General features: G+C 63.8%; 20 protein-coding genes. 5 read left to right on the top strand and 15 right to left on the bottom strand.

All coding sequences use genetic code 11. From position 1 onward, the window contains the following. Window positions 1-14: 14 nt before the first annotated feature. The 7 genes from ABZ677_RS24340 to ABZ677_RS24370 all read right to left on the bottom strand — a co-directional run bounded on the left by ABZ677_RS24340 (window position 15) and on the right by ABZ677_RS24370 (window position 5,878). Window positions 15-275 carry a hypothetical protein gene (locus ABZ677_RS24340; protein WP_358374096.1) on the bottom strand — a complete coding sequence of 87 codons (261 nt, stop codon included), beginning with the start codon at window positions 273-275 and terminating at the stop codon, window positions 15-17. Beyond that, window positions 272-868, bottom strand: coding sequence for a hypothetical protein (locus tag ABZ677_RS24345; RefSeq protein ID WP_358374099.1), 597 nt, complete (start codon window positions 866-868; stop codon window positions 272-274). Before ABZ677_RS24345 ends, ABZ677_RS24340 begins: the two co-directional genes overlap by 4 nt. Next, the gene (locus ABZ677_RS24350) at window positions 865-1,596 is read right to left on the bottom strand and encodes a hypothetical protein (RefSeq protein ID WP_358374102.1); all 732 of its coding nucleotides are present in this window, start codon (window positions 1,594-1,596) and stop codon (window positions 865-867) included. The genes ABZ677_RS24345 and ABZ677_RS24350 overlap by 4 nt, the downstream gene beginning before the upstream one ends. A 54-nt stretch (window positions 1,597-1,650) precedes the next feature. Then, entirely contained in the window at window positions 1,651-2,925 is a 1,275-nt protein-coding gene (locus ABZ677_RS24355; RefSeq protein WP_358374105.1) for a hypothetical protein, read from the bottom strand. Window positions 2,926-2,963: 38 nt separating this feature from the next. Continuing rightward, a complete protein-coding gene (locus ABZ677_RS24360; protein ID WP_358374108.1) occupies window positions 2,964-3,134 on the bottom strand; it encodes a hypothetical protein in 171 nt (56 codons plus the stop codon). Window positions 3,135-3,211: 77 nt separating this feature from the next. Further along, window positions 3,212-4,213, bottom strand: a complete 1,002-nt coding sequence (locus ABZ677_RS24365) for a hypothetical protein (RefSeq protein ID WP_358374111.1) — start codon at window positions 4,211-4,213, stop codon at window positions 3,212-3,214. 75 nt (window positions 4,214-4,288) lie between these two features. After that, on the bottom strand, window positions 4,289-5,878 hold the full coding sequence (locus ABZ677_RS24370) for a cutinase family protein (RefSeq protein ID WP_358374114.1): 1,590 nt from the start codon (window positions 5,876-5,878) through the stop codon (window positions 4,289-4,291). 593 nt (window positions 5,879-6,471) lie between these two features. Between ABZ677_RS24370 and ABZ677_RS24375 the strand changes: the two genes are divergently transcribed. After that, complete coding sequence (locus ABZ677_RS24375) at window positions 6,472-6,921, top strand: helix-turn-helix transcriptional regulator (protein ID WP_358374117.1); 450 nt, start codon at window positions 6,472-6,474, stop codon at window positions 6,919-6,921. 2,056 nt (window positions 6,922-8,977) lie between these two features. On the opposite strand, the gene ABZ677_RS24380 is transcribed toward ABZ677_RS24375, so the two are convergent. Continuing rightward, window positions 8,978-9,442: a hypothetical protein gene (locus ABZ677_RS24380; protein WP_358374119.1), complete on the bottom strand. Its 465-nt coding sequence runs from the start codon at window positions 9,440-9,442 to the stop codon at window positions 8,978-8,980. 172 nt (window positions 9,443-9,614) lie between these two features. Here ABZ677_RS24380 and ABZ677_RS24385 point away from each other — a divergent pair, with 172 nt between their 5' ends. The 4 genes from ABZ677_RS24385 (at window position 9,615) to ABZ677_RS24400 (ending at window position 13,103) form a co-directional block, all read left to right on the top strand. Then, entirely contained in the window at window positions 9,615-9,824 is a 210-nt protein-coding gene (locus ABZ677_RS24385; protein ID WP_358374122.1) for a hypothetical protein, read from the top strand. A 391-nt stretch (window positions 9,825-10,215) separates the two neighbouring features. Beyond that, window positions 10,216-11,268, top strand: a complete 1,053-nt coding sequence (locus tag ABZ677_RS24390; RefSeq protein WP_358374125.1) for a hypothetical protein — start codon at window positions 10,216-10,218, stop codon at window positions 11,266-11,268. A 910-nt stretch (window positions 11,269-12,178) separates the two neighbouring features. Further along, window positions 12,179-12,814 carry a ParA family partition ATPase gene (gene parA / locus ABZ677_RS24395; protein WP_358374128.1) on the top strand — a complete coding sequence of 212 codons (636 nt, stop codon included), beginning with the start codon at window positions 12,179-12,181 and terminating at the stop codon, window positions 12,812-12,814. After that, on the top strand, window positions 12,804-13,103 hold the full coding sequence (locus ABZ677_RS24400) for a hypothetical protein (protein WP_358374131.1): 300 nt from the start codon (window positions 12,804-12,806) through the stop codon (window positions 13,101-13,103). Before parA ends, ABZ677_RS24400 begins: the two co-directional genes overlap by 11 nt. A 202-nt stretch (window positions 13,104-13,305) precedes the next feature. On the opposite strand, the gene ABZ677_RS24405 is transcribed toward ABZ677_RS24400, so the two are convergent. From ABZ677_RS24405 to ABZ677_RS24435, 7 genes are all read right to left on the bottom strand, one after another. After that, window positions 13,306-13,491: a hypothetical protein gene (locus ABZ677_RS24405; RefSeq protein ID WP_358374133.1), complete on the bottom strand. Its 186-nt coding sequence runs from the start codon at window positions 13,489-13,491 to the stop codon at window positions 13,306-13,308. A 3-nt stretch (window positions 13,492-13,494) separates the two neighbouring features. Next, complete coding sequence (locus tag ABZ677_RS24410) at window positions 13,495-13,647, bottom strand: hypothetical protein (protein ID WP_358374136.1); 153 nt, start codon at window positions 13,645-13,647, stop codon at window positions 13,495-13,497. Between the two features lie 449 nt (window positions 13,648-14,096). Next, window positions 14,097-14,564, bottom strand: a complete 468-nt coding sequence (locus tag ABZ677_RS24415; RefSeq protein ID WP_358374139.1) for a hypothetical protein — start codon at window positions 14,562-14,564, stop codon at window positions 14,097-14,099. Between the two features lie 212 nt (window positions 14,565-14,776). After that, on the bottom strand, window positions 14,777-14,899 hold the full coding sequence (locus ABZ677_RS24420; protein WP_358374142.1) for a hypothetical protein: 123 nt from the start codon (window positions 14,897-14,899) through the stop codon (window positions 14,777-14,779). 170 nt (window positions 14,900-15,069) lie between these two features. Continuing rightward, the gene (locus ABZ677_RS24425; protein ID WP_358374144.1) at window positions 15,070-15,429 is read right to left on the bottom strand and encodes an Lsr2 family protein; all 360 of its coding nucleotides are present in this window, start codon (window positions 15,427-15,429) and stop codon (window positions 15,070-15,072) included. A gap of 330 nt (window positions 15,430-15,759) precedes the next feature. Beyond that, on the bottom strand, window positions 15,760-16,686 hold the full coding sequence (locus ABZ677_RS24430; protein WP_110473015.1) for an SDR family NAD(P)-dependent oxidoreductase: 927 nt from the start codon (window positions 16,684-16,686) through the stop codon (window positions 15,760-15,762). Window positions 16,687-16,880: 194 nt separating this feature from the next. Continuing rightward, window positions 16,881-17,447 carry a sigma-70 family RNA polymerase sigma factor gene (locus ABZ677_RS24435; RefSeq protein ID WP_110473110.1) on the bottom strand — a complete coding sequence of 189 codons (567 nt, stop codon included), beginning with the start codon at window positions 17,445-17,447 and terminating at the stop codon, window positions 16,881-16,883. Window positions 17,448-17,521 lie beyond the last annotated feature (74 nt).

Here is a 17,521-nt window from a genome sequence, read left to right on the forward strand (position 1 = left end):
TCAGGGCAGTGGGGTTAGTCGGGGACGAGGGTGGCCACGAGACATGCAACGAGCGCGACGACTCCCGCACCGGCCATCACCGCGACAAACCCGTCATCGCCGCCACAGGTCGTGCGGCGCAGGCCAAACCGCGCGCCAGCGACGACCATGACGACGATGGCGGCGAGCATGACGCCCCACCCGGTCCAGGACACGATGTCCCAGAACGCACCGGGATTGGGCGCCGGCGGGCACAGGCAGTGCATCCGGCCCGCACGCAGGTCGATGGTGTTCATGACGGGCTCGGTGCGGGGTGGTGGTCGGTGCGCAGGTCGTTGCAGATCTGCTGCCCGAGCGCGGCGATCTGGTCGGGGACGACCTGGGGCCATCCGGTCTTTTTGCCCGGTGGCCGGTCGCCGGGAGTCCATTGCGGTAGCCGTGCCGGGTCGGCGTGGGTCATCAGGGGTTCGATCCAGTCGATGTCGTAGCGGTGCGGGACGAGCTCGGCGACGGTCCCGGCGTAGCGGGCCACCTCTTTTGGTGTCTTTCCCTGGCGGGCGGCGATCAGGATCAGCCCGCATACCTGCACTCCCGGTGGTGCCTGATCAGCGGTGCGCAGGACCGCGGCTGCGCGCCGCAATCCGGTCATCGAGGCTCGCGCGCAGACCAGCACCAGTTGGGTGGTGCCGGGGTGGGCTGGCCAGCACAGTCCGGTGTCGGCGGCCGGTGCCCACATCTGGGCGATCGTGCTGGTGCCGGCGAACCCGTGCGCGCCCATCAGCGCGAACAGTGGTGGGTACGGTCCGGTCACTGGCAGCGGTGCGCGGCGCCACTGGGTGCTTGGCTGCGAGGTGGGGTGGTCGGGGGCATGGTCGTAGGCGGCGCTCATGACTGCCGCTCCCACGCCGTGGTGGCGGCGGGCTGGGTGATGCGCGAGAGCAGCAGTGTTGTGGCCGCGCTGAGGTGGGCCGGGTCGATTGGTCCGCCCGCGCCCAGGTGAGGGTCGTAGTCCCACAGCACCACCCGCTGCGTGCGGGTGGACAGTGCGTCGGTGAGGCGATGTCCGACCAGGTGCGCGGCCCACGGGTCCAGACACGCGACCACGACGGTGGTGTGCTCGAGTAGATCGGCGTCGGCGAGGGCGGCCAGTGCGGTGCGGGACCGGTTGGCGGTGTCGGGGCGGGCGGCGATGACCAGCACCACCGACACCCCGGCTGGCCATGATTGCGGGTCGTCGAGCACTCCGGCGTCGATAACGATGGACGATCCTGCTGGGGCGGTGGCGATCATCTGCGCCAGGGGCTGATGTGTACCGGTGAGCAGCTGCGCCCCGGAGACGCTGCACCCCAGACGGTCTGAACCGTCGCTGGCGGTGATGCGTGCGGCGGCGTCCCCGGCCGGGGACGCATCGATCCACACCGCATCACCGCCGCTGGCTGCGCGGGCGTCAGCGAGCAGGACCGCGAGTACACTGGCCCCGGCCCCGCCCGCAGCCCCGGCTACCAGCAGTGTGGGGGCCGGGCGCGGGCGCGGTGGCAGTGCCACCACCGGCGCCGCCGGCCGATCGCTCTCGGATGCGGCCAGCCAGTCCCATCCGCTTGCTGCTGGTGTACTCATCAGATCCTCCCCTTGGCCCTCTCACTCACTCAGTTGCTTTAGTTATCAACGGATTTACGGTGCGGGTACGGTCTGTGGATAGGAGATGTGCAGACCGTCGACCACAGCGGTGAGGCCGTCGCTGGCCTGCTTGGTCACCGATGCCACGGCCTCCTTGGCAGGCTCTGCCCACTGGCCCAACACCTCGTACGGTGCTGCGGCTTGCTCAGCGGTCCAGCCACCCGAGATCGGCGGCACGCCTGCGATATTCGTGGAGAAGTTCACGTCCCCATCGGTGGTGACGGTGTAGTCCACGGCGGGGAGCCCGGCGTCAGAGGCCGTGGGTGCATCGAGCACCAATTCGTACTGGTTCGCTTCGGGGTTGGGCAGCGGCGCGGGGGCCGGGGCGGGCGCTGGTGGCTTGGCCCAGGGCGCGGCGGGGTTGGCGTTGGGGTCACCGGCTCCCAGGGCGTAGCCCAGGGCGGCGCCGATGATTGCGCCGGTGGTGCCGCCGACGACGGCCGCGACGGCTCCGGCTCCTCCGGCGACGGCTGCGCCTGCGCCCAGGCCGATCAGTGCGCCGGTGCCGATGTTGAACGGCTGCGGCGGTACGGCCGAGCCGATGGCGGCTCCGATCGCCGCCCCGGCGGGCAGCGTGAACAGCCCGACGGCGAGGGTGACCGGGACCCCGGCCGCGGTTGCGCCGGCGACACCACCGATCACACCACCGAGTACGGCGGCGGCCGCCCGGCGGTCGGCTTCCTCGTCGGAGAACCCGACCGACCGGAACGCTTGGGCGATCTTGGCTTCAGCGTAGGCCGAGTATTCGTTGATCGAGATGGCGTAGTCGCGCGGAATCTCGTTCGGGCGGTCGAAGACGCGGTTGCCGATCCGGATCTTCGCGGCCGGATCCTCGACGATCTTCGGAGCGACCGGTGCGGTCGGGCGTGGGGCGTGAATGGGGCCGGTCGGTGCCGGGTCATAGGTGGTCGCCGGAGGACCGGACGGCTCCTCCCAGAGCACCGGTGCCGTTTCCTGCGGCGGCGACGGCAGGACGCCTTGCGGATACTCCGGAACCGGTGCGGGCTCAGGTGCCGGTTCTGGAGCGGGTACGGGGGCCGGTGCGACGTCGGTGACGCCGGGCTGCTCGGGGGTGGTGGGGTTGACGTCGGTGACGCCCGGTTGCTCGGGGTCAGCCAGCGCCGGTGCAGCCAGGGCCGTGCCCAGCGACACCGAGGCCACCAGTGCGACGGCGACAGCGTGGACGCGGAGTGGGAGGTGATGGTGGCGCGCGGTGACCGGCGCGCATGGGATGCGATGAGATACGGGGGTGGTTCGTGGTGATTGCATGTGAGGCAGTACCTTTCAGATAGGAGAAACAGGTGGAGCTAGGAAACTGTGGGTAGGCAGGCCGCGCGGCGGGTGGCTTCCTCCTCGCACAGCCCGACCGACCGGAACGCTTGGGCGATCACCGCTTCGGACCAGGCGGCGTAGGCGTTGAACGAACGCGCGTCGTCGATGTCCTGGACGCGTGCGGTGGCCGGGACGGGCGACATCATCGGTACTGGTCTGCGGAGGGCATGTGGCGGGTTGGGCATGGTCGGCCTTTCCGTACGAATAGTTCTGGGGTGGCTGGCTATTGGGTGGTGTCTTTGGTGATGGCGGTGATGAGGGTGCGGCCGTCGATGACGGCGGTGGAGATGAGCAGGGGCAGCACTTCTGGCTCGGCACCGGCTGGGGGAACTACTGTCAGCTCGACGCCCCACAGTCCGCCGGTGCGGTCGGTGATTTTCAGGCAGTGCCCCGTGCCTTGAGCAAGCTGAGAATCAATGCCGCCCTGGATCTCTTCGGCCGTGGGGACCCGTGCCAGCGGCGCGACGACCTCGCGGGCCTTGGCCCCGGACCGCTGCACGTAATAGGCGTATTCGAACGCCTTGATCGCGTCCGGCCCTGAGGTGGTACCTCCCGCATCACGGCCGGTGGTCACCGGACCGTCGGTGCGGTTGGGGCAGTCCGCATCCTGCTCGGCGGCGGTCAGTGGGGGTGCGATCGCAGACGGGGTCGACTGGTCGCTCACTGCGCGGTTCTCAGTGCTGTCGCCCGATAGTGCGACGAACGCCCCGGCCCCGGCCAGCGCGATCACCAGGACCAGTAGTGCGCCCGCGATGATGTAGCCGCGCAACGCTCGTCGACGCCGGGGTGGGCGCACCGGCGGCCCGCCGGCCGAGAGCGGGAAGACATCGGTGGGCATCGGGTCGATGTGGTGCGGCGCGCTGCTCTCGTCGGCGCCGGGCCACAGACCGGGTTCTTGGTTGCTGGTCGAGACTGGCTGCTCAGGAGCGATCCACTCCCACCCCGACACCTGCGGTGCGATCGCGGGAAAGGTGTCGGTATCGGCCTCCCCCGGCGTCGGTGCCGAGATGGTTGGGGCACTGGAGGAGACCGCGGAGAGGGGGTCGGTCTCCTCCAGTTCATCGCCCGATGCCGATGAGGGGGTACCGGCATCGTCTGTGGACTCCTCGCCGGCGTGATCGCCGCTGACCGTTTCGGGAGTGCTCTGGTCGGTCAGGGGTGCGAAGTCGTCGAACCACCCTCCCCCGTCACTACTGGTGGGGCCGGTGGGGTTGTTGGTGTTCACCAAGAGCTGGTCCCTCCTTCCGGAGAACAACAGTGAGAAATGTGGGGGCGGGCAGAAATGCTGGCGGACAGATGTTTAGGAGTCGCCGTTGGTGTTCAGCGGCGGCCGACTCCACGTCGTCACCGGTGCATCGGTAGCCGACGGCTCGCCCGAGTCCGCGCCGGATGGACCGGGCTCGCCCGACGTCGGCGTGGTGGTGTTCGTGTCGGTGGAGCTGGTGGACGTGTCCGACACGGTGGGAATCGGCGCGCCCGAGACGGCCGACCCGGAGTCGTATCGCAGCAGACCGTCGTCGGTGTACGGGGCCACGGTCTCGCCGGCCAGGTCATGGGCGAGTGCGGCGAACCACTGCGCCACAAACAGAGTGGAGCTCGCACCCGATGAGGTGGAGGCGTCGTTGGTGTACGAGCCGTGGGCGGCCGCGGTCTTCCAGTAGTTGACCATCGTGGAGACCTCGAACAGCTCTTTGTTGTCGGTGAGGTTCTGCTCCACGGCGGTGAATGCCTCATTCGCCCATCGGTTGACGGTGACTGGAGGAACCAGATCGACGACTGCTGCGCCGAGTTTCGCGCCGAGGATGCCCAAAGCTGCCGGTGGATTGGCCAGGCCGACCGTTGCCAGCGCGCCGATGGTGTCGGGGGTGAATGTCTTGCGCAGGACCGTGGTGACGGCGTTGAAGCCGATCGTGCCGACCTTCACGACTGCGTTGATCGCCTCCGGGATCGTCGGCATGGGTGTGCGGGGATCGGATGCGGTCGCCAGGCGCTGCGAGATCGACTCGGTCGGTGTGTACGACAACTCCTCCAGCGTCTCGCCCTGGACGTCTTCGTTGACGACGTCGACACCTGCTTTGATCGAGGTCACCGCCAGCGCCTGCCCAATGGAGGTCAGCGCGGCAACAGGGTCAGAACTGTCCAGGCTCGACTGCCCGGCGATATTTGCCACCAGATGAGCCACCGGCGCATCAGCCGGGGCAGCGCACGCCAGATCGCCTGGCGCGCAACGATCCATCACCCGGCCCGACAGGGCGCCGTATCCGGACTGCTGATCACCGGTAGGGCCGATCCCGCCACCAGCAACAGCCACCGCCTCCGGAGCGGGCACCTGCTCCAACGACTCCCCCGACGTTCCGGGCGCCGGGTCAGGAGTGGACTTGCCCGGCGCACCTGGAAACATCGGAGAATCGGTCGGGCGTGCCGGGTTGCCGAACAGTGCCACTCCGGCGACACGATCTGCGGCGATCGGTCCCTTGCCGGCACCGATCTGTTTGGCGAGGTTCGCCGTGGCGTGCGCGCCCTGGGAGTACCCGGTCAACGCGAACTCGGTGTCAGCGCACTTGGTGGCGATCTGGGTGATCATCGACGTCAGCCGATTCATTGCTGTGGTGACCGATGCGGCGTAGGGCTCTTTGCCGCCGGCTACTGCTCCGCCGAAACCGGCCGGGTACGGCACATAGGCCCGGGCGACCTTGGATCCCGCCAGTGACAGCAACGGTCGCATGACCGATCCGAGCATCCCCGAATCGGTATCGACCGCGGCGTCCTCGGACGACTCCCCCGTGCCCTGAACACCGAGCACATAGAGCGTCGGACACCCACCCGCCGGTGCGGAGGGGGCGGCACTCGCGGACCCCACACCCACCAGCACACCGGTAACGGTCGCCATCGCGGCAACCACCACGACCAGGCGAAAAAGTGTTGTGCGCCAACAAAAAACGGACATATGAGTGCCTTCCAGGGCAGATGCCACATGAACTGTTACAAGCAACGACCCCAAAGGGTCGGCGTGCAGCACCTACACTGGAAAGCGTTCGGTGCTGCACCTACACGGTCAGAAACTGAACAAACTGGTGCCAAACGAGTGATCAGACGGCAAATCTTGGTTACTCACTCGGCGCTTCTCGCCCTGGGAGAGGTCAGACGGCAAATCAGACCCTCTCCCAGGGCCCCAATCTTCTCAGGGTCCGGTGGGTGCCACTTCTGATGGTCAATCACTTTTCGGTAGTCCTCCCTTTCTCTTAGTAGGGCGGCCTGTGAGGGGGTCTGTGCTGGCAAGGACGGTCCCCGAGGGCGCGAAACCATGTCGGTAGTTCCGTACACACCGACCCTCCTTGCCAGCACAGGCCCCCTCACATCGCTTCGGCGGCCACAATCGGCTACCTTCCATATTTGTACTCTATATCACTTCTCCATCACAGTACACTGTGACAGCAGGCAGAAGGGTGCGGCAGAGTGATTCCTTATGTGCGGGTACCGGGTATGAGCAGGAGAATCCTCCGGGGTTTCAGGCCAGAAAGGCTGATTGAAATCAGGAAGGCGCAGGGCTTTTCGTCGCGAGGGGAACTTGCTCGACAGGTAGGTGTGAGCGCCTCCGCTGTAGCGAAATGGGAGTCCGGGCAGGCGACTCCCGGCGTCGATACCCTTGCGCGCGTTGCAGCCGTCCTGAGCGTCTCTATGGCAACCTTCATTGACATCCCTAGCGACCAGCTGTACTTGGGCGATCTCCGCGCCCTGGCGGGTCTCACTCAGCCCCAATTGGCTGCGCGCATAGGCTTTTCGAGCGCCACCGTGGCTGACTTGGAACGTGGCCACGCTACTCTCAGTGACGATCACGTCGCCCGCCTTATTGATGTCCTTGGGACTGACGAACACACTGTTAGAGCTGCCTACCGCAGAGTCCGTGAGCGTCCACCCAACACGAGGGCTTAATACTGGGATGGCAGGTTTTGGATGATGGATCATTCTGTTTCGGCCCGTGTCAGACATCTACTACGACACTCCTGGGCGAGGAAGCTACGAACAGTGCGACGGTGCTCTGACGCCGTATGACCACCGTCGAAAAATAGCGTTCAAGTAACAACCGCAACTCCGACTCTGTGTCGAGCGTGTTGCCAAATGTTCCAGTTCGATTGCACGCCCACATCAAGGCGCGGCCAAGAAGATTGTGTTCGGCAGATCGACCGATCACTGTCGCACCGAACAGAGTCCCATCTTCATCAGTCAGGCGCGAGAGGTTGCGTATGGCTGGCTCTTTTGCAGCCATTGGCCCTGGAAGGCAGTGTAATAGGTAGTTGGCGGCTACTGACTTGTGCCGTCGGCGGGGTAATCCGCTCTCGCAGAGAATGTTTGCCGCATAGACTGTTGGGGTGCCCCCGACGCGCGCCGATGTATAGGACAGTGCGGCCGGATTTGGGTCAATGAGAGTGAGTGTCTCCCAGTGATCTTTGGGCTGAGCGCTTAGAAAGTGCCCCGAACCCACGCCCACCTCCGCGTGCTGGGTGGTGCCATACGTGGCGTACAGCCTTGCGATCGAATCTTGGTCACACCCCCAGGCGTACGGCGACGTGAAGCGCAGAACGAACAGATCGTAGAGACGCAGCATGATACCGCTGTACGGGAGCGCGCTGAGCGGAAGTTCGGAGCGCTCGCTCCTACCGCGCCGCCGAAAAACGACCATGATTGCCCACTCCCCCAGGATGCTTTTTACACGCGACCAAGAAAACCTGGACCCGCGATTTGCAACAGAAACTGTTGTCAGCACCCACCCGGCGAAGCGACACACCTGTGGTATCTCAGAGTGTTCCCGCAGCCGTGTCTGGCGACGAGAATTCCAAGAGCGCCCACTAAATTACGCGATAACTATCAACGGCGTCAACACTAATCGTGGAGGGTGACTCGGACCGTTGCGGCAGGAGGCCGAGTTCCACTGATGCGCTCTATCCGAAGATCGAATCGGTGCCAAAGTCCGTCCAGGCCCCACAGCCGGAGTTCGGTCGCGAGATGGTCTGAGCGTTCCAAGCTGATGGCCCACTTGTGCGGTAGTCCTCGATCGTCTGGGTGAACTCGTGCTCGCCCGGTGATCGGATCGGTCCAAAGGCCGGGGATGACCTTTCGTCCTTCCCATCGCGCAACTTGGATTGGGAATTTCCCAGGCTCTGTTGACCAGCTCGGGACCCAGTAGACGATGGCGGTCCACCCCCGGGCTTCCATCGCTAGGCGGGCGACCAAAGCCTGTTGCGGGTCCAATTGAGGAACCTCAAAATTGGTTGTTTCCCATGTGACACCCCGCCAGACGCGACCTCCTGGGGTCTGCGCAATCTCCGTCGCTGCCTGGATCGAGATCAGACTCACCTCGTTGTTGCGCGGCGATTTGACCGGTCGGCCTGCAATCCCCTTTAAAGTGTGGCGGTCCCCTTCTTTGCCGCTCTCCAGCAGCTGAGCCACTGCCGTCATGCCGCTGGTCCAGATTGTGTCAGCTGTTGTGTGAAGAGGATAGGGTTGTCCGACTGTCCAGTCACGGCCATAGATCTCGGGAATATTGGGCCCGTAAGTCACGTGAATTGCTTTGGTGTCAGTGAGGTTCCACTCCCATCCCCCCGTCATCGGGTGGTCGTAGCTGATGGGACTGCCGGACGGGCCGATCCACACCCACACTGCATGGACATTGCCTGTCCCTGAGATCACGGGGTCTGTAAAAGAGCTAAGCTGCTTACCACGTACCACCTTTGAGGATGTGGTGGTAGCTTTCGTGCGTATGGTCTGACTAGTCGGGATCTCTATCAGCTTTCTGACTACTTCTGACGAATATTTCAGCCGCTTGAGCTGTTGGAATCCCGTCTCGTTGGGCGGGATTGACGGGTCATTGCCGTACGCGATGAGCGGATAGGTGCGGGCGTCTCCGGCGAATGTAGCGACAAGCAGCCACTCCCCGATGCTATCTCCTTGCAGCTGTTGCGCTTCCCCGACGTGTGGGTGCATCGCCTAGTTACTCCCCGTTGCCTTCTCGTCGAGGCGACATCAGATGATCGTTCACGGCGACTAGCAGCGCATGTTCGCTGTCGAACGGTCCGCCTATTTCGCGCTGGTGCTCCATGGCTTCACTCGTGATCGGAGGAAGCGCCGAATGGTTCTGCTGGGTGGCGAACTCAGCCAATACTTCGGGGACAGCCCAAGGCAGGCATGTTCGGTCGAACACCAAACTGGCAGATTCGCTAGTGAGCGGACGGTGCCAGACTCGGACTTGGATGTTAGAGAACGTTTCATCGTTGACATTCCTGTCGCCCAGTGCTTGGGCGCAAAAGTGAGCGCAGGCCTCTGTGTTCTCTGCTGCCGCTTCGACAACCCACGTTTCGGGCTGAGTCAGCTCTTTCGGTATGTCGATTCGTACGAAGTAGGGCGCGGCGCGCTCGCTAATCGCGCGGCGGGTCTCGGCAGATGTCAAGTCACTCATGCGTTCGTACTTCCCGGTCGTGGACACGGTATGCCCAGGTGTCAGTGTGGAATCTTAAACCTCGCCGTGCTGATTGCGAAACGTCAGTCCTGGCGGCCGTCTTGAAGGATCAAGCGCGTGTTTGAGCGTGTCGGTCCCCCAACTGGAGGTTATATGCAGACAGAATCGCCGCATGGCGCGACCGCTGAAGGACCCGACAGGTGCTGAGCTGGCACGACTGAACCTCAATGTGCAGGCTCGGTTCAAAGCTGCCGCGAAAGCGAAGGCCCAGACACACGGCATGACGCTGACGGATTACCTAGAAGGTTTGATCGCTGCCGATATTTCCGATCTGCAGGCTGCTACTGGAATTCAGGAGGCTCTCATACCTAAGAGTGCTTAAGGCGAAGTGTCACAACTACTTTCACAAGTTCGGAAGCCTGTTTAAACCACGCCTTCAATGACAAAACTCCCCCGGTGTCGGCCGAGGGAGCTTCGTACGAAGTTTGCGGATCGAGTTGGCGCTCGATCCAAGTGGCTGCTTTCGCACCCATTCCCCGAAGGGACCGTCTTCGATGGACAGGTCTCAGGGTACCGCGCACCCTTTGGGCTGTGCAATCCCTGCACATCACGTGTCGGAAACAACCTCCGACCACACACCCCTCCTTCGTCGTTACTGCGGTTCCACGCCGCTGCGGCGGAGACGTGGCCGCGCCACCACCGCTCGCGGCAGGCTATTCGGGATCATCGCTCAATCTGTGCCCCATGCAGACGCAGCAAAGATCGTCGAGAAGATGGGCGTGCGCGACAGCATTGCCCTTGACCTGGGCAAAGATGCCTACGCCGGGGTCCCCTGCTGGAACAAAGATGATCACTGGATCACCTGGGCGGTCCCTATCGCTTACGCCCAGCACTACAACCAGATCAGGCACCTCATTGGTGCGCACAGCACCAAACACCGCAAAGACGACATCTCCCTCAAAACCCTGATCAGAATCGCTGCCGCTCACGCAGTCCACGCGGACTTTCGCACCGGCCGTAACTGCCGGCCCACCCTCGACCGGCTCATCGAACTCACTGGTTACGGCGAACGCACCATCCAACGAGCACGTCACGTCCTCCGACTCATCGGCGTGGCCACTGAAATCATCCGCGGCCGCCAGCGCACCCTGGGCGAACGTCTCGCCTCCCACCGAGTCGGCAGCCGCGCCCGAGGATGGGCCTCGGTCTACGCCCTCCACAGCCCGCAGCTTGTGGATAAAACCGCACGTCATACCGCCGCGGCACCCCACCCCGAAGGGCACCCTTTAGGGTGCCTATCCCCCCTTGGTCACTACTCACTAACCCCCACCGGCACAGCCGGAAAGCTCAAAGGCCGCGCTACGCGCGACCGAGCTACCGACAGAAGGGGGTGGACCGGGCCTGAACCGGATCAGAAAGGCATGCTGCTGGCCTCCAGATGGCGGCAGGACCCACGAACACCGACATGGGCCCGACGATTCACCCCCGCCGCTTGGTCCCACGTCCTAGCCCAACCAGCGGCCTACGGCTGGACCGGCCGCGACCTCAACCAACTCCTGCACGATTACACCCTGCCTGGCAACGGCAACTGGATCGCACACAACCCCCACAAACCGATCAGGCTGCTTGCCGGCATCCTCAATCACCACGGAGACCTACAAAATCGCCCGGCTGCCGTCGATGACGCTCGCGAAGCCGAAATTGCCCAGCAACGCCAAACGCGGCTGGCGTGCGAACGCTGCGATGAGGAGGGCTGGCTGCTTCCCTACACCGACGTGGGTACTCGCTGCACCCACCGGGGCGACTCAGCGATCAGGCCCTCCTAGGCCTGCGGTCCACACCCGCGCGGTCGGGGTTGCCAGGCCTCAACTGGGCCGGATCCAATAGAGCCTGCTGTCCCGGATTACTGGAGTCCAGTCCTGGAGCGCGCTGCCGGAGCTGATCGCTGCAGCGACCTCACTGATGAAGCTTGCCAAGTCGGGCCAGGCCACGGAGACGTCGTCGGCGAGGACTTTGTCGTACCTGAACACACGGCCGTGGTCGTTCCCTCCGCGAGCATCGGCCACGAGAAGGTCGCGCTCCCCCTCGGCGATAGGAACAAACTCCGGAATGAACTGGAAGGCTGGCCATCCTGCGAGCTTTGGGTAGCCGTACCCCGCCGGCATACGTGCACTACGCAGCATAGTTTCGTGGAGACGAACTGAGCTTTGCAAGGATAGTAAGTCCATCCCAGGGAAAACTTCGATCGGGCGGTGGGCTTCTGGCGTTGGCCCGTTTACCTGTGCGAATAGTGCTCCTACTTGACCTGCGTGTTTGATACCCATGCGGTGAAACGCTGCCTCAACTTCGGCCGGTGCGAGACCTGGCTGCATGTCGGACAGGGTGGCGTAAGCGCTTCTGGCCAGCAGGGCTGCACGTAGGGCAGTCCAGCGAAGTTCGAGGTCGCTGTCCAGCGGTTCTGGCGATGTAGGCACGTTGATGAGGTTCTCATTTGTATGGCGAGGTCGCTTGTACGCTGATCGCGAGAGAGCCCCCCTTTCCCACGGGGAATGTACGCGGGGAAGCGATCGCACAGAAACACAGAAACACAGAAACACAGGAATGCAGTCGGCTGGTCTAGCGATGCGCCGTGCTACTGCCAATTCAGCTCCGGCTCCGCAGGGCTGTGTTTCTGTGTTTCTGTGTTTCTGTGTTTCCTGTTTACAACATTTCCTTACTTCCGTGTACACTGAAATAATGATCTACGGATTTCTTAATCAGAAGGGTGGGGTTGGGAAGACGACCCTCGCCGTCAACGTTGCCGTGCAACTGGCCTCTGACGGCCGAAGGGTTCTTGTGATCGACGCAGACCCCCAGGGCAGTGCGCTGGACTGGTCGGCCGCCCGGGCAGAGCCCGGCGCAGTCACGGTCGCTGCGTTTCCTCGGGATACCTTGCATCGAGAGATCGGTAAACTAGGGGAGGGGTACGACGACATAGTTATCGACGGCCCGCCGCGAGTTACCGGACTAGCCCGCTCAGCGATACTCGCGTCCGATGTCGTTGTGATTCCCATGCAACCATCACCTCTAGACGTATGGGCAGCCCAAGAGGTCATCGACCTGGTCAATGAGTCGCAAATTTATGCAGAAAACCTGAAATCTGTATTTGCGATTAATCGCAAAATTACGGGCACAGCGATCGGGCGAGACGTGAAAGCACTCCTAGCGGATCTTGGTCCCCGACTACTCGACTCGACAGTCGCGCAACGAGTCATCTTCGCTGAGGCAACAGCTCGTGGCCTCGCCGTGTCTGAGGCTGACCCGGAATCTGTGGCAGCAGAAGAAATCAGAGACCTCACGAAAGAGTTGGAGCTGATCGCCCATGGCGGGTAAAAAAGTCGCATTCGGGGCGGGTCGACCCTCCCGGCCCCAGCATCGCGACCTTCCTCCAGAGGCTGACAACTGGGTGGGCGGCGGCGACCGCATGGCAGGGGAGGCCTTGGATTCCTCAGCGAAGAACTCATCGTCGACCCCTGAACCACCGGCCGAACCGCTCAAACGACTCACGCTGGACATCCCCGCCAGCCTTCATCGTGAAATCAAGAAACAGACAGCCGACCGTGGAACGAAGATGGTCGAAGAGATCAGGGATCTGCTGGAGCAGAAATACAGACAAACATAATTCTGTAATTCTGTATTTCCTCATTTTAGGCGTCGTGACCGGCGTATGTCGACCCATGACCGGACGTGGGGGAGTGAGACCCGCGCCGACGGCCCTCAAGTCGATTGTCGAACACTGTTTCGATAACATCGCAGGGTGCTGCGGGTCGGCGGGGCAGGAATGCCCGGGAAGCGCCGGCCCGCACCACCCATGCGTTGTGGCTTTATCGCACGATGATCAAGACGCCGCCGGGGCCCAGATTGGCCTGAGCCGCTGCGATAGCTGCGGCTGCGGACACGTAGGTGGTGGGGGAGTCCTGGGGCGGTGCACTGCTGTTCTGTTTGGAGGTCCATCGCCACCGTCCTGCATCGTCGCGGAATACGTCGACGTCGACGGTGTTGGCGGCCAACGGTCAGGATTCGTCGGTCGTGGGCTCAGTGGCCGGGGTGGGTGGCATTTGCAGGATGATCACGTCGTCGCTACTGGGGTAGCGGTAGCCGTAAGCGCCCGTCGCGAGCAGAACCAAGCCTGGTTGGCCTTCATCGGGTTCGGGTGGGTACGCCATTCCCTAAGCGTCCCATGAGGTCCTGACATCTCCTCACGACGATCGCCGGAGGCTCGCTGCTTGACGGAGGTCGGTCGTATGCTCACGACTGCGGAGGGTGAAGGCTCGCGTGAGGAGCAGTGTGTACAACGACCGCAATCCGCCCAGGCGGTGCCCGAACGGGCACCAGCTCGGCCCCAACACGGTGTTGGTGGGCTGGGATAACTTGCGGCGGCCGCCGTGCCGGTCCTGGACCTGCCGGACGTGCTGGGCAGTAGTGCACGAGCTGCCCGAGGAGCAGCCGGCCGCGATTTACCCGCAGGGCCTGTAAACCCCCGAACACACACAGTGCTGCCGCGGCACTCGGAAAATCCCGACTACCTTGCCCTCGACATGGTGCTGGTGACGCCGTGGTGGTGCTCGGCGGTCGTGCACTGCAAGAGGTCTCGGCCGGGCGGCCTGCAAGTCAGTCAGTTGGTGTCGGCGATATCGCCGACGATGGTGTGCCGAAGTTCGGTGTAGGTGGAGATGTGGGCGTGGGCCTCGAGGAGGTCTTCGGGTGCAGCGGCCGCCAGGAGCTCGTCGGTGTGTGCAATCTGCGTCAGCGCAGCGGCGGTGTCACCGGCGTTACGGAATGCGTCCAGGGCCTCGACGGTCTTCGGTAGCCAGACCGTGGGGTTGCGCACGGTGGTCCCGTCGAGGCGGGCGGTGGTCCGGATGCACCACGCCAGCAGGTCGTCGTACCGTTCCTCGGCGGCGACGCGAAGTTCTGCGTCGATAGTGTCGAGCGTGGCGTCGATGCCGAGCGTGTGCTTCAAGTCGGCCAGGGACGCGGTGTTCTGACGCGTCCACAGGAAGCTGGCCGCAAACATCAGCACCGGCGGCCGCCGAGTGCTCTGCAACTGGCGCAGAGTCTTCAAGCTCGATTCCAAGGTCATGGCTGACATAGTGCCGCAGAGTGGTGTGCTGATGGCGTCAGGAAGGTTTCGGCCGCGCCTGGGCCGGGCGGCCCTGAGTGACCGCCCTTGGCAGGGAGTGCTGGGTACCTATCCTCAGGCAACCAACCGCATTGCGGGTCGAACTGCACTGCTTCGCGGCCTGTTTCGTCACTGGTGACTAAACCTGTTGTGTGCCGCACCGATAACTAATATTACGTAAACTTGGATCGTGGGTAGCCGCGATCCTGCAGGCCTGTGATGACCTGGGCATCTATCAGCGCTGTGGTGGGTCCGTTGTCGACTGCGTTGACGACCTCGTTGATGTCGACCGCCACCGTGGTGTTTGTGCACTCAGTGCTCGACCGTGCTGCATCGAGTGCTTCGCTGGCCAGGATCGCGTATTGCTGTAGTGCTGCGGTGTTGAAGCCCTGCGCCGGATGCGGTTCAGTGCCAACACACATAGCGTGGCGGCCGGAAGGCCTCACGGTGGGTAAAGCTAGGGGGTTTAGCCAACGGACTGGTGGTGGGCTTTGACGATATCGGCGGCGACGCGTCCGCGGTCGCCGATCTCATACCCGTGGGCGCGTGCCCAGGCCCGGATCTCGCGTCGGCTGACCTCGCCCCTGCTGCCAGCCGTGGGCGCCGGTGGTGCGGATCGGGGGGTGTGCCGACCGACCCGTCGGGACTTGCTCAGGACCGTGGCCATCGGAACGCGCCCGTTTTCGATCTTGTTTAGGTGTGCGGTCGTGGTGTCGAACTCGTAATCAGTTCCTTGCCAGGACCATTCGACGCTGACCACGTCGTGGGCATCTATAGGGTGACCGTCAAGGTCATCAAAATACTCAATAGCGATCTTTGTTGCCATGATGAGGACGATGCCATATCTCGCGAAGATCACCAGTTCAGCGCGCCCTGCCAGACACAACTGGGGCACGTGTGCGCGCCCGATAGTTGCGATGCAATTGAGCTCGAAGACGGCTGTGGTGCGCGCGCGGGGTGTTGTGTGGGGCTGATATCTGCCTAGCTCATCGCGGGTGGTGAGTTCTAAGCGAACGGATCCTGGTGGATGGCGAAATACTTCAGCGCGCTGACCGATTTTGTGCGCGGCAAGCATTCGATCGGTATTCACCGCCGAGGCTGTCAACGACGCAATAGGCGACGTGGGCAGCGTGATCGGCGCAGTCGTGCTGTACCGCTAGTGCTGGGTGTCTTCGTGTTTCATTCGTTCTCTGATTCCGCCGTCGACGGTAGTCCCGACGTCCATGGGGTGATAGATGGAGCCGGTGGTGTGCGGCACGGGTGCACCCTTGGCGACTTCGCTGCCGGCGATCTTCGCTGACAGGCGCTCGGTGAGGGCCGGGAAGATGTGGTGAGAGGCGTTCGAGGCGCGTGCTTTTGGTCCGACGGGCTGTTGTTCTTTCGGATTGGTGCAGGCGGCGACGATGGCATCGATCACGATCTGCGGATCGTCCATGGCGGCCATGCGTGGAGTGTGGCCGCTGTAGTTGGCGGCGTGAGTCCACCACGGGGTGTCGACCGCCCACGGCAAGATGGTGCCCACCTTGATGCCGTCCTCGCCGGCCAGGCGCAGTTCCTCGTTGAGGGAACGGCTCAGGCTCAGCACTGCGGCTTTGGACGCGGCGTAGGACGCTTGATAGGCCAGCGGGACCTCGCTGTCGATGGATCCGATGTTGAGCAGCGTCCCCGAGCCCTGCGACCGGAACTGCGTCAACGCGGTATGTGCGCCGTAGATCAAACCTTTGAGGTTCACGTCGATGACGCGTGCGTGGTCGTCGATGGGAATGTCCCAGAACAGGCCGAGGGCACCGACACCGACGTTGTCGATCCACACGTCGATGCGCCCGAACCGTTTGACGGTAACCGACGCCAGCCGTGCGACGTCAGCGGGGTCGCTGACGTCGGTGATGACCGGAACGGCTGTCCCGCCGGGGGCGGCGCTGATCTGTTCGGTCAGATCGTCGAGGACGTCGCCGCGGCGCGCGGCGATCACCACGTGCGCACCTTGGGCGGCCAGCGCCAGCGCCGTGCCACGACCCAGCCCGCTGGTAGCGCCGGTGATGACAACAACGGTCCCGGCCGACACTTCATGACTCGCGCTCATGCGACGACGTCCCTCCCCGACAGGCATTTTCCCGCTATATGCCCGGCACCGCGCATATCGAAACCCCGCCGACCTGCCAGACACCGCCGCACCGCAGCAATGCGGTGTCGGCCGCCACGGTGGTGGTCTGCATTTAGTTAGTTGCGGTTGGGCCGGGGGGGGGTGGGTGATGAGCTACGGCGATGGCGGGCAGGTCAGGGTCGGGTGAGTTCGCGGCGCAGTTGTGTGATGCCGCCGCGGATCCGGGATTTGAACGCCGGCAGGTTGATGCCGAGTTCGTCCGCCGCCGACGACGCGGTTCGGTGGTGGTAATACACCATGTCGATGCTGCGTCGTTGCCGGCCGGTCAACGTAGCCAGTGCGCTACGCACCTCGCAGTGCTCACTGCTCACCAGCACACGTTCATCCGCGGCAGGGGCTACCAGGTCGATCAGCGCGGTGTGGGCGGCGAGCTGGCGGCGCGCTACTTCTTCGCCGCGTACCCGGTCGATGGCCCTGCGCCTCGCCAGCATCATCAACCACGACAGCGCCTTGCCCCGCTGCGGGTCGTAGTGACCGGCTTTGAGCCACACCTCGACGAACACCTGCTGCAGTGTGTCTTCGGTCAGATGATGATCGCGCACCGTGGTCATGATCAGCCCACGCAACTGCGTCACCGTCGCCCGGTACAGCGCCGTAAACGCTGCCTCGTCGGCCTCGGCGACCAAGGCGAGCCACGCCGCCAGCTGGTCCTGGTCGACCTGCCGACGTGGTTGCCTCATGCCTACAGATCCGTGACCGGACCCGCAGCGTTACACCGCAGGTGGGCGCGTCCGCGTGGCCACCTCAAGTGTGG

It is taken from the genome of Rhodococcus sp. NPDC006774 (assembly GCF_040636045.1).
Taxonomy (GTDB): Bacteria; Actinomycetota; Actinomycetes; order Mycobacteriales; family Mycobacteriaceae; genus Rhodococcoides.

Coding starts and splice junctions, on each gene's coding strand:
- ABZ677_RS24355 (WP_358374105.1), bottom strand. CDS start 2,925: ATGCAATCACCACGAACCACCCCCGTATCTCATCGCATCCCATGCGCG.
- ABZ677_RS24425 (WP_358374144.1), bottom strand. CDS start 15,429: ATGGCAACAAAGATCGCTATTGAGTATTTTGATGACCTTGACGGTCAC.
- ABZ677_RS24430 (WP_110473015.1), bottom strand. CDS start 16,686: ATGAGCGCGAGTCATGAAGTGTCGGCCGGGACCGTTGTTGTCATCACC.
- ABZ677_RS24360 (WP_358374108.1), bottom strand. CDS start 3,134: ATGATGTCGCCCGTCCCGGCCACCGCACGCGTCCAGGACATCGACGAC.
- ABZ677_RS24380 (WP_358374119.1), bottom strand. CDS start 9,442: ATGAGTGACTTGACATCTGCCGAGACCCGCCGCGCGATTAGCGAGCGC.
- parA (WP_358374128.1), top strand. CDS start 12,179: ATGATCTACGGATTTCTTAATCAGAAGGGTGGGGTTGGGAAGACGACC.
- ABZ677_RS24350 (WP_358374102.1), bottom strand. CDS start 1,596: ATGAGTACACCAGCAGCAAGCGGATGGGACTGGCTGGCCGCATCCGAG.
- ABZ677_RS24415 (WP_358374139.1), bottom strand. CDS start 14,564: ATGACCTTGGAATCGAGCTTGAAGACTCTGCGCCAGTTGCAGAGCACT.
- ABZ677_RS24400 (WP_358374131.1), top strand. CDS start 12,804: ATGGCGGGTAAAAAAGTCGCATTCGGGGCGGGTCGACCCTCCCGGCCC.
- ABZ677_RS24390 (WP_358374125.1), top strand. CDS start 10,216: ATGGGCGTGCGCGACAGCATTGCCCTTGACCTGGGCAAAGATGCCTAC.
- ABZ677_RS24370 (WP_358374114.1), bottom strand. CDS start 5,878: ATGGCGACCGTTACCGGTGTGCTGGTGGGTGTGGGGTCCGCGAGTGCC.
- ABZ677_RS24385 (WP_358374122.1), top strand. CDS start 9,615: ATGGCGCGACCGCTGAAGGACCCGACAGGTGCTGAGCTGGCACGACTG.
- ABZ677_RS24410 (WP_358374136.1), bottom strand. CDS start 13,647: ATGGCGTACCCACCCGAACCCGATGAAGGCCAACCAGGCTTGGTTCTG.
- ABZ677_RS24345 (WP_358374099.1), bottom strand. CDS start 868: ATGAGCGCCGCCTACGACCATGCCCCCGACCACCCCACCTCGCAGCCA.
- ABZ677_RS24375 (WP_358374117.1), top strand. CDS start 6,472: ATGAGCAGGAGAATCCTCCGGGGTTTCAGGCCAGAAAGGCTGATTGAA.
- ABZ677_RS24435 (WP_110473110.1), bottom strand. CDS start 17,447: ATGAGGCAACCACGTCGGCAGGTCGACCAGGACCAGCTGGCGGCGTGG.
- ABZ677_RS24340 (WP_358374096.1), bottom strand. CDS start 275: ATGAACACCATCGACCTGCGTGCGGGCCGGATGCACTGCCTGTGCCCG.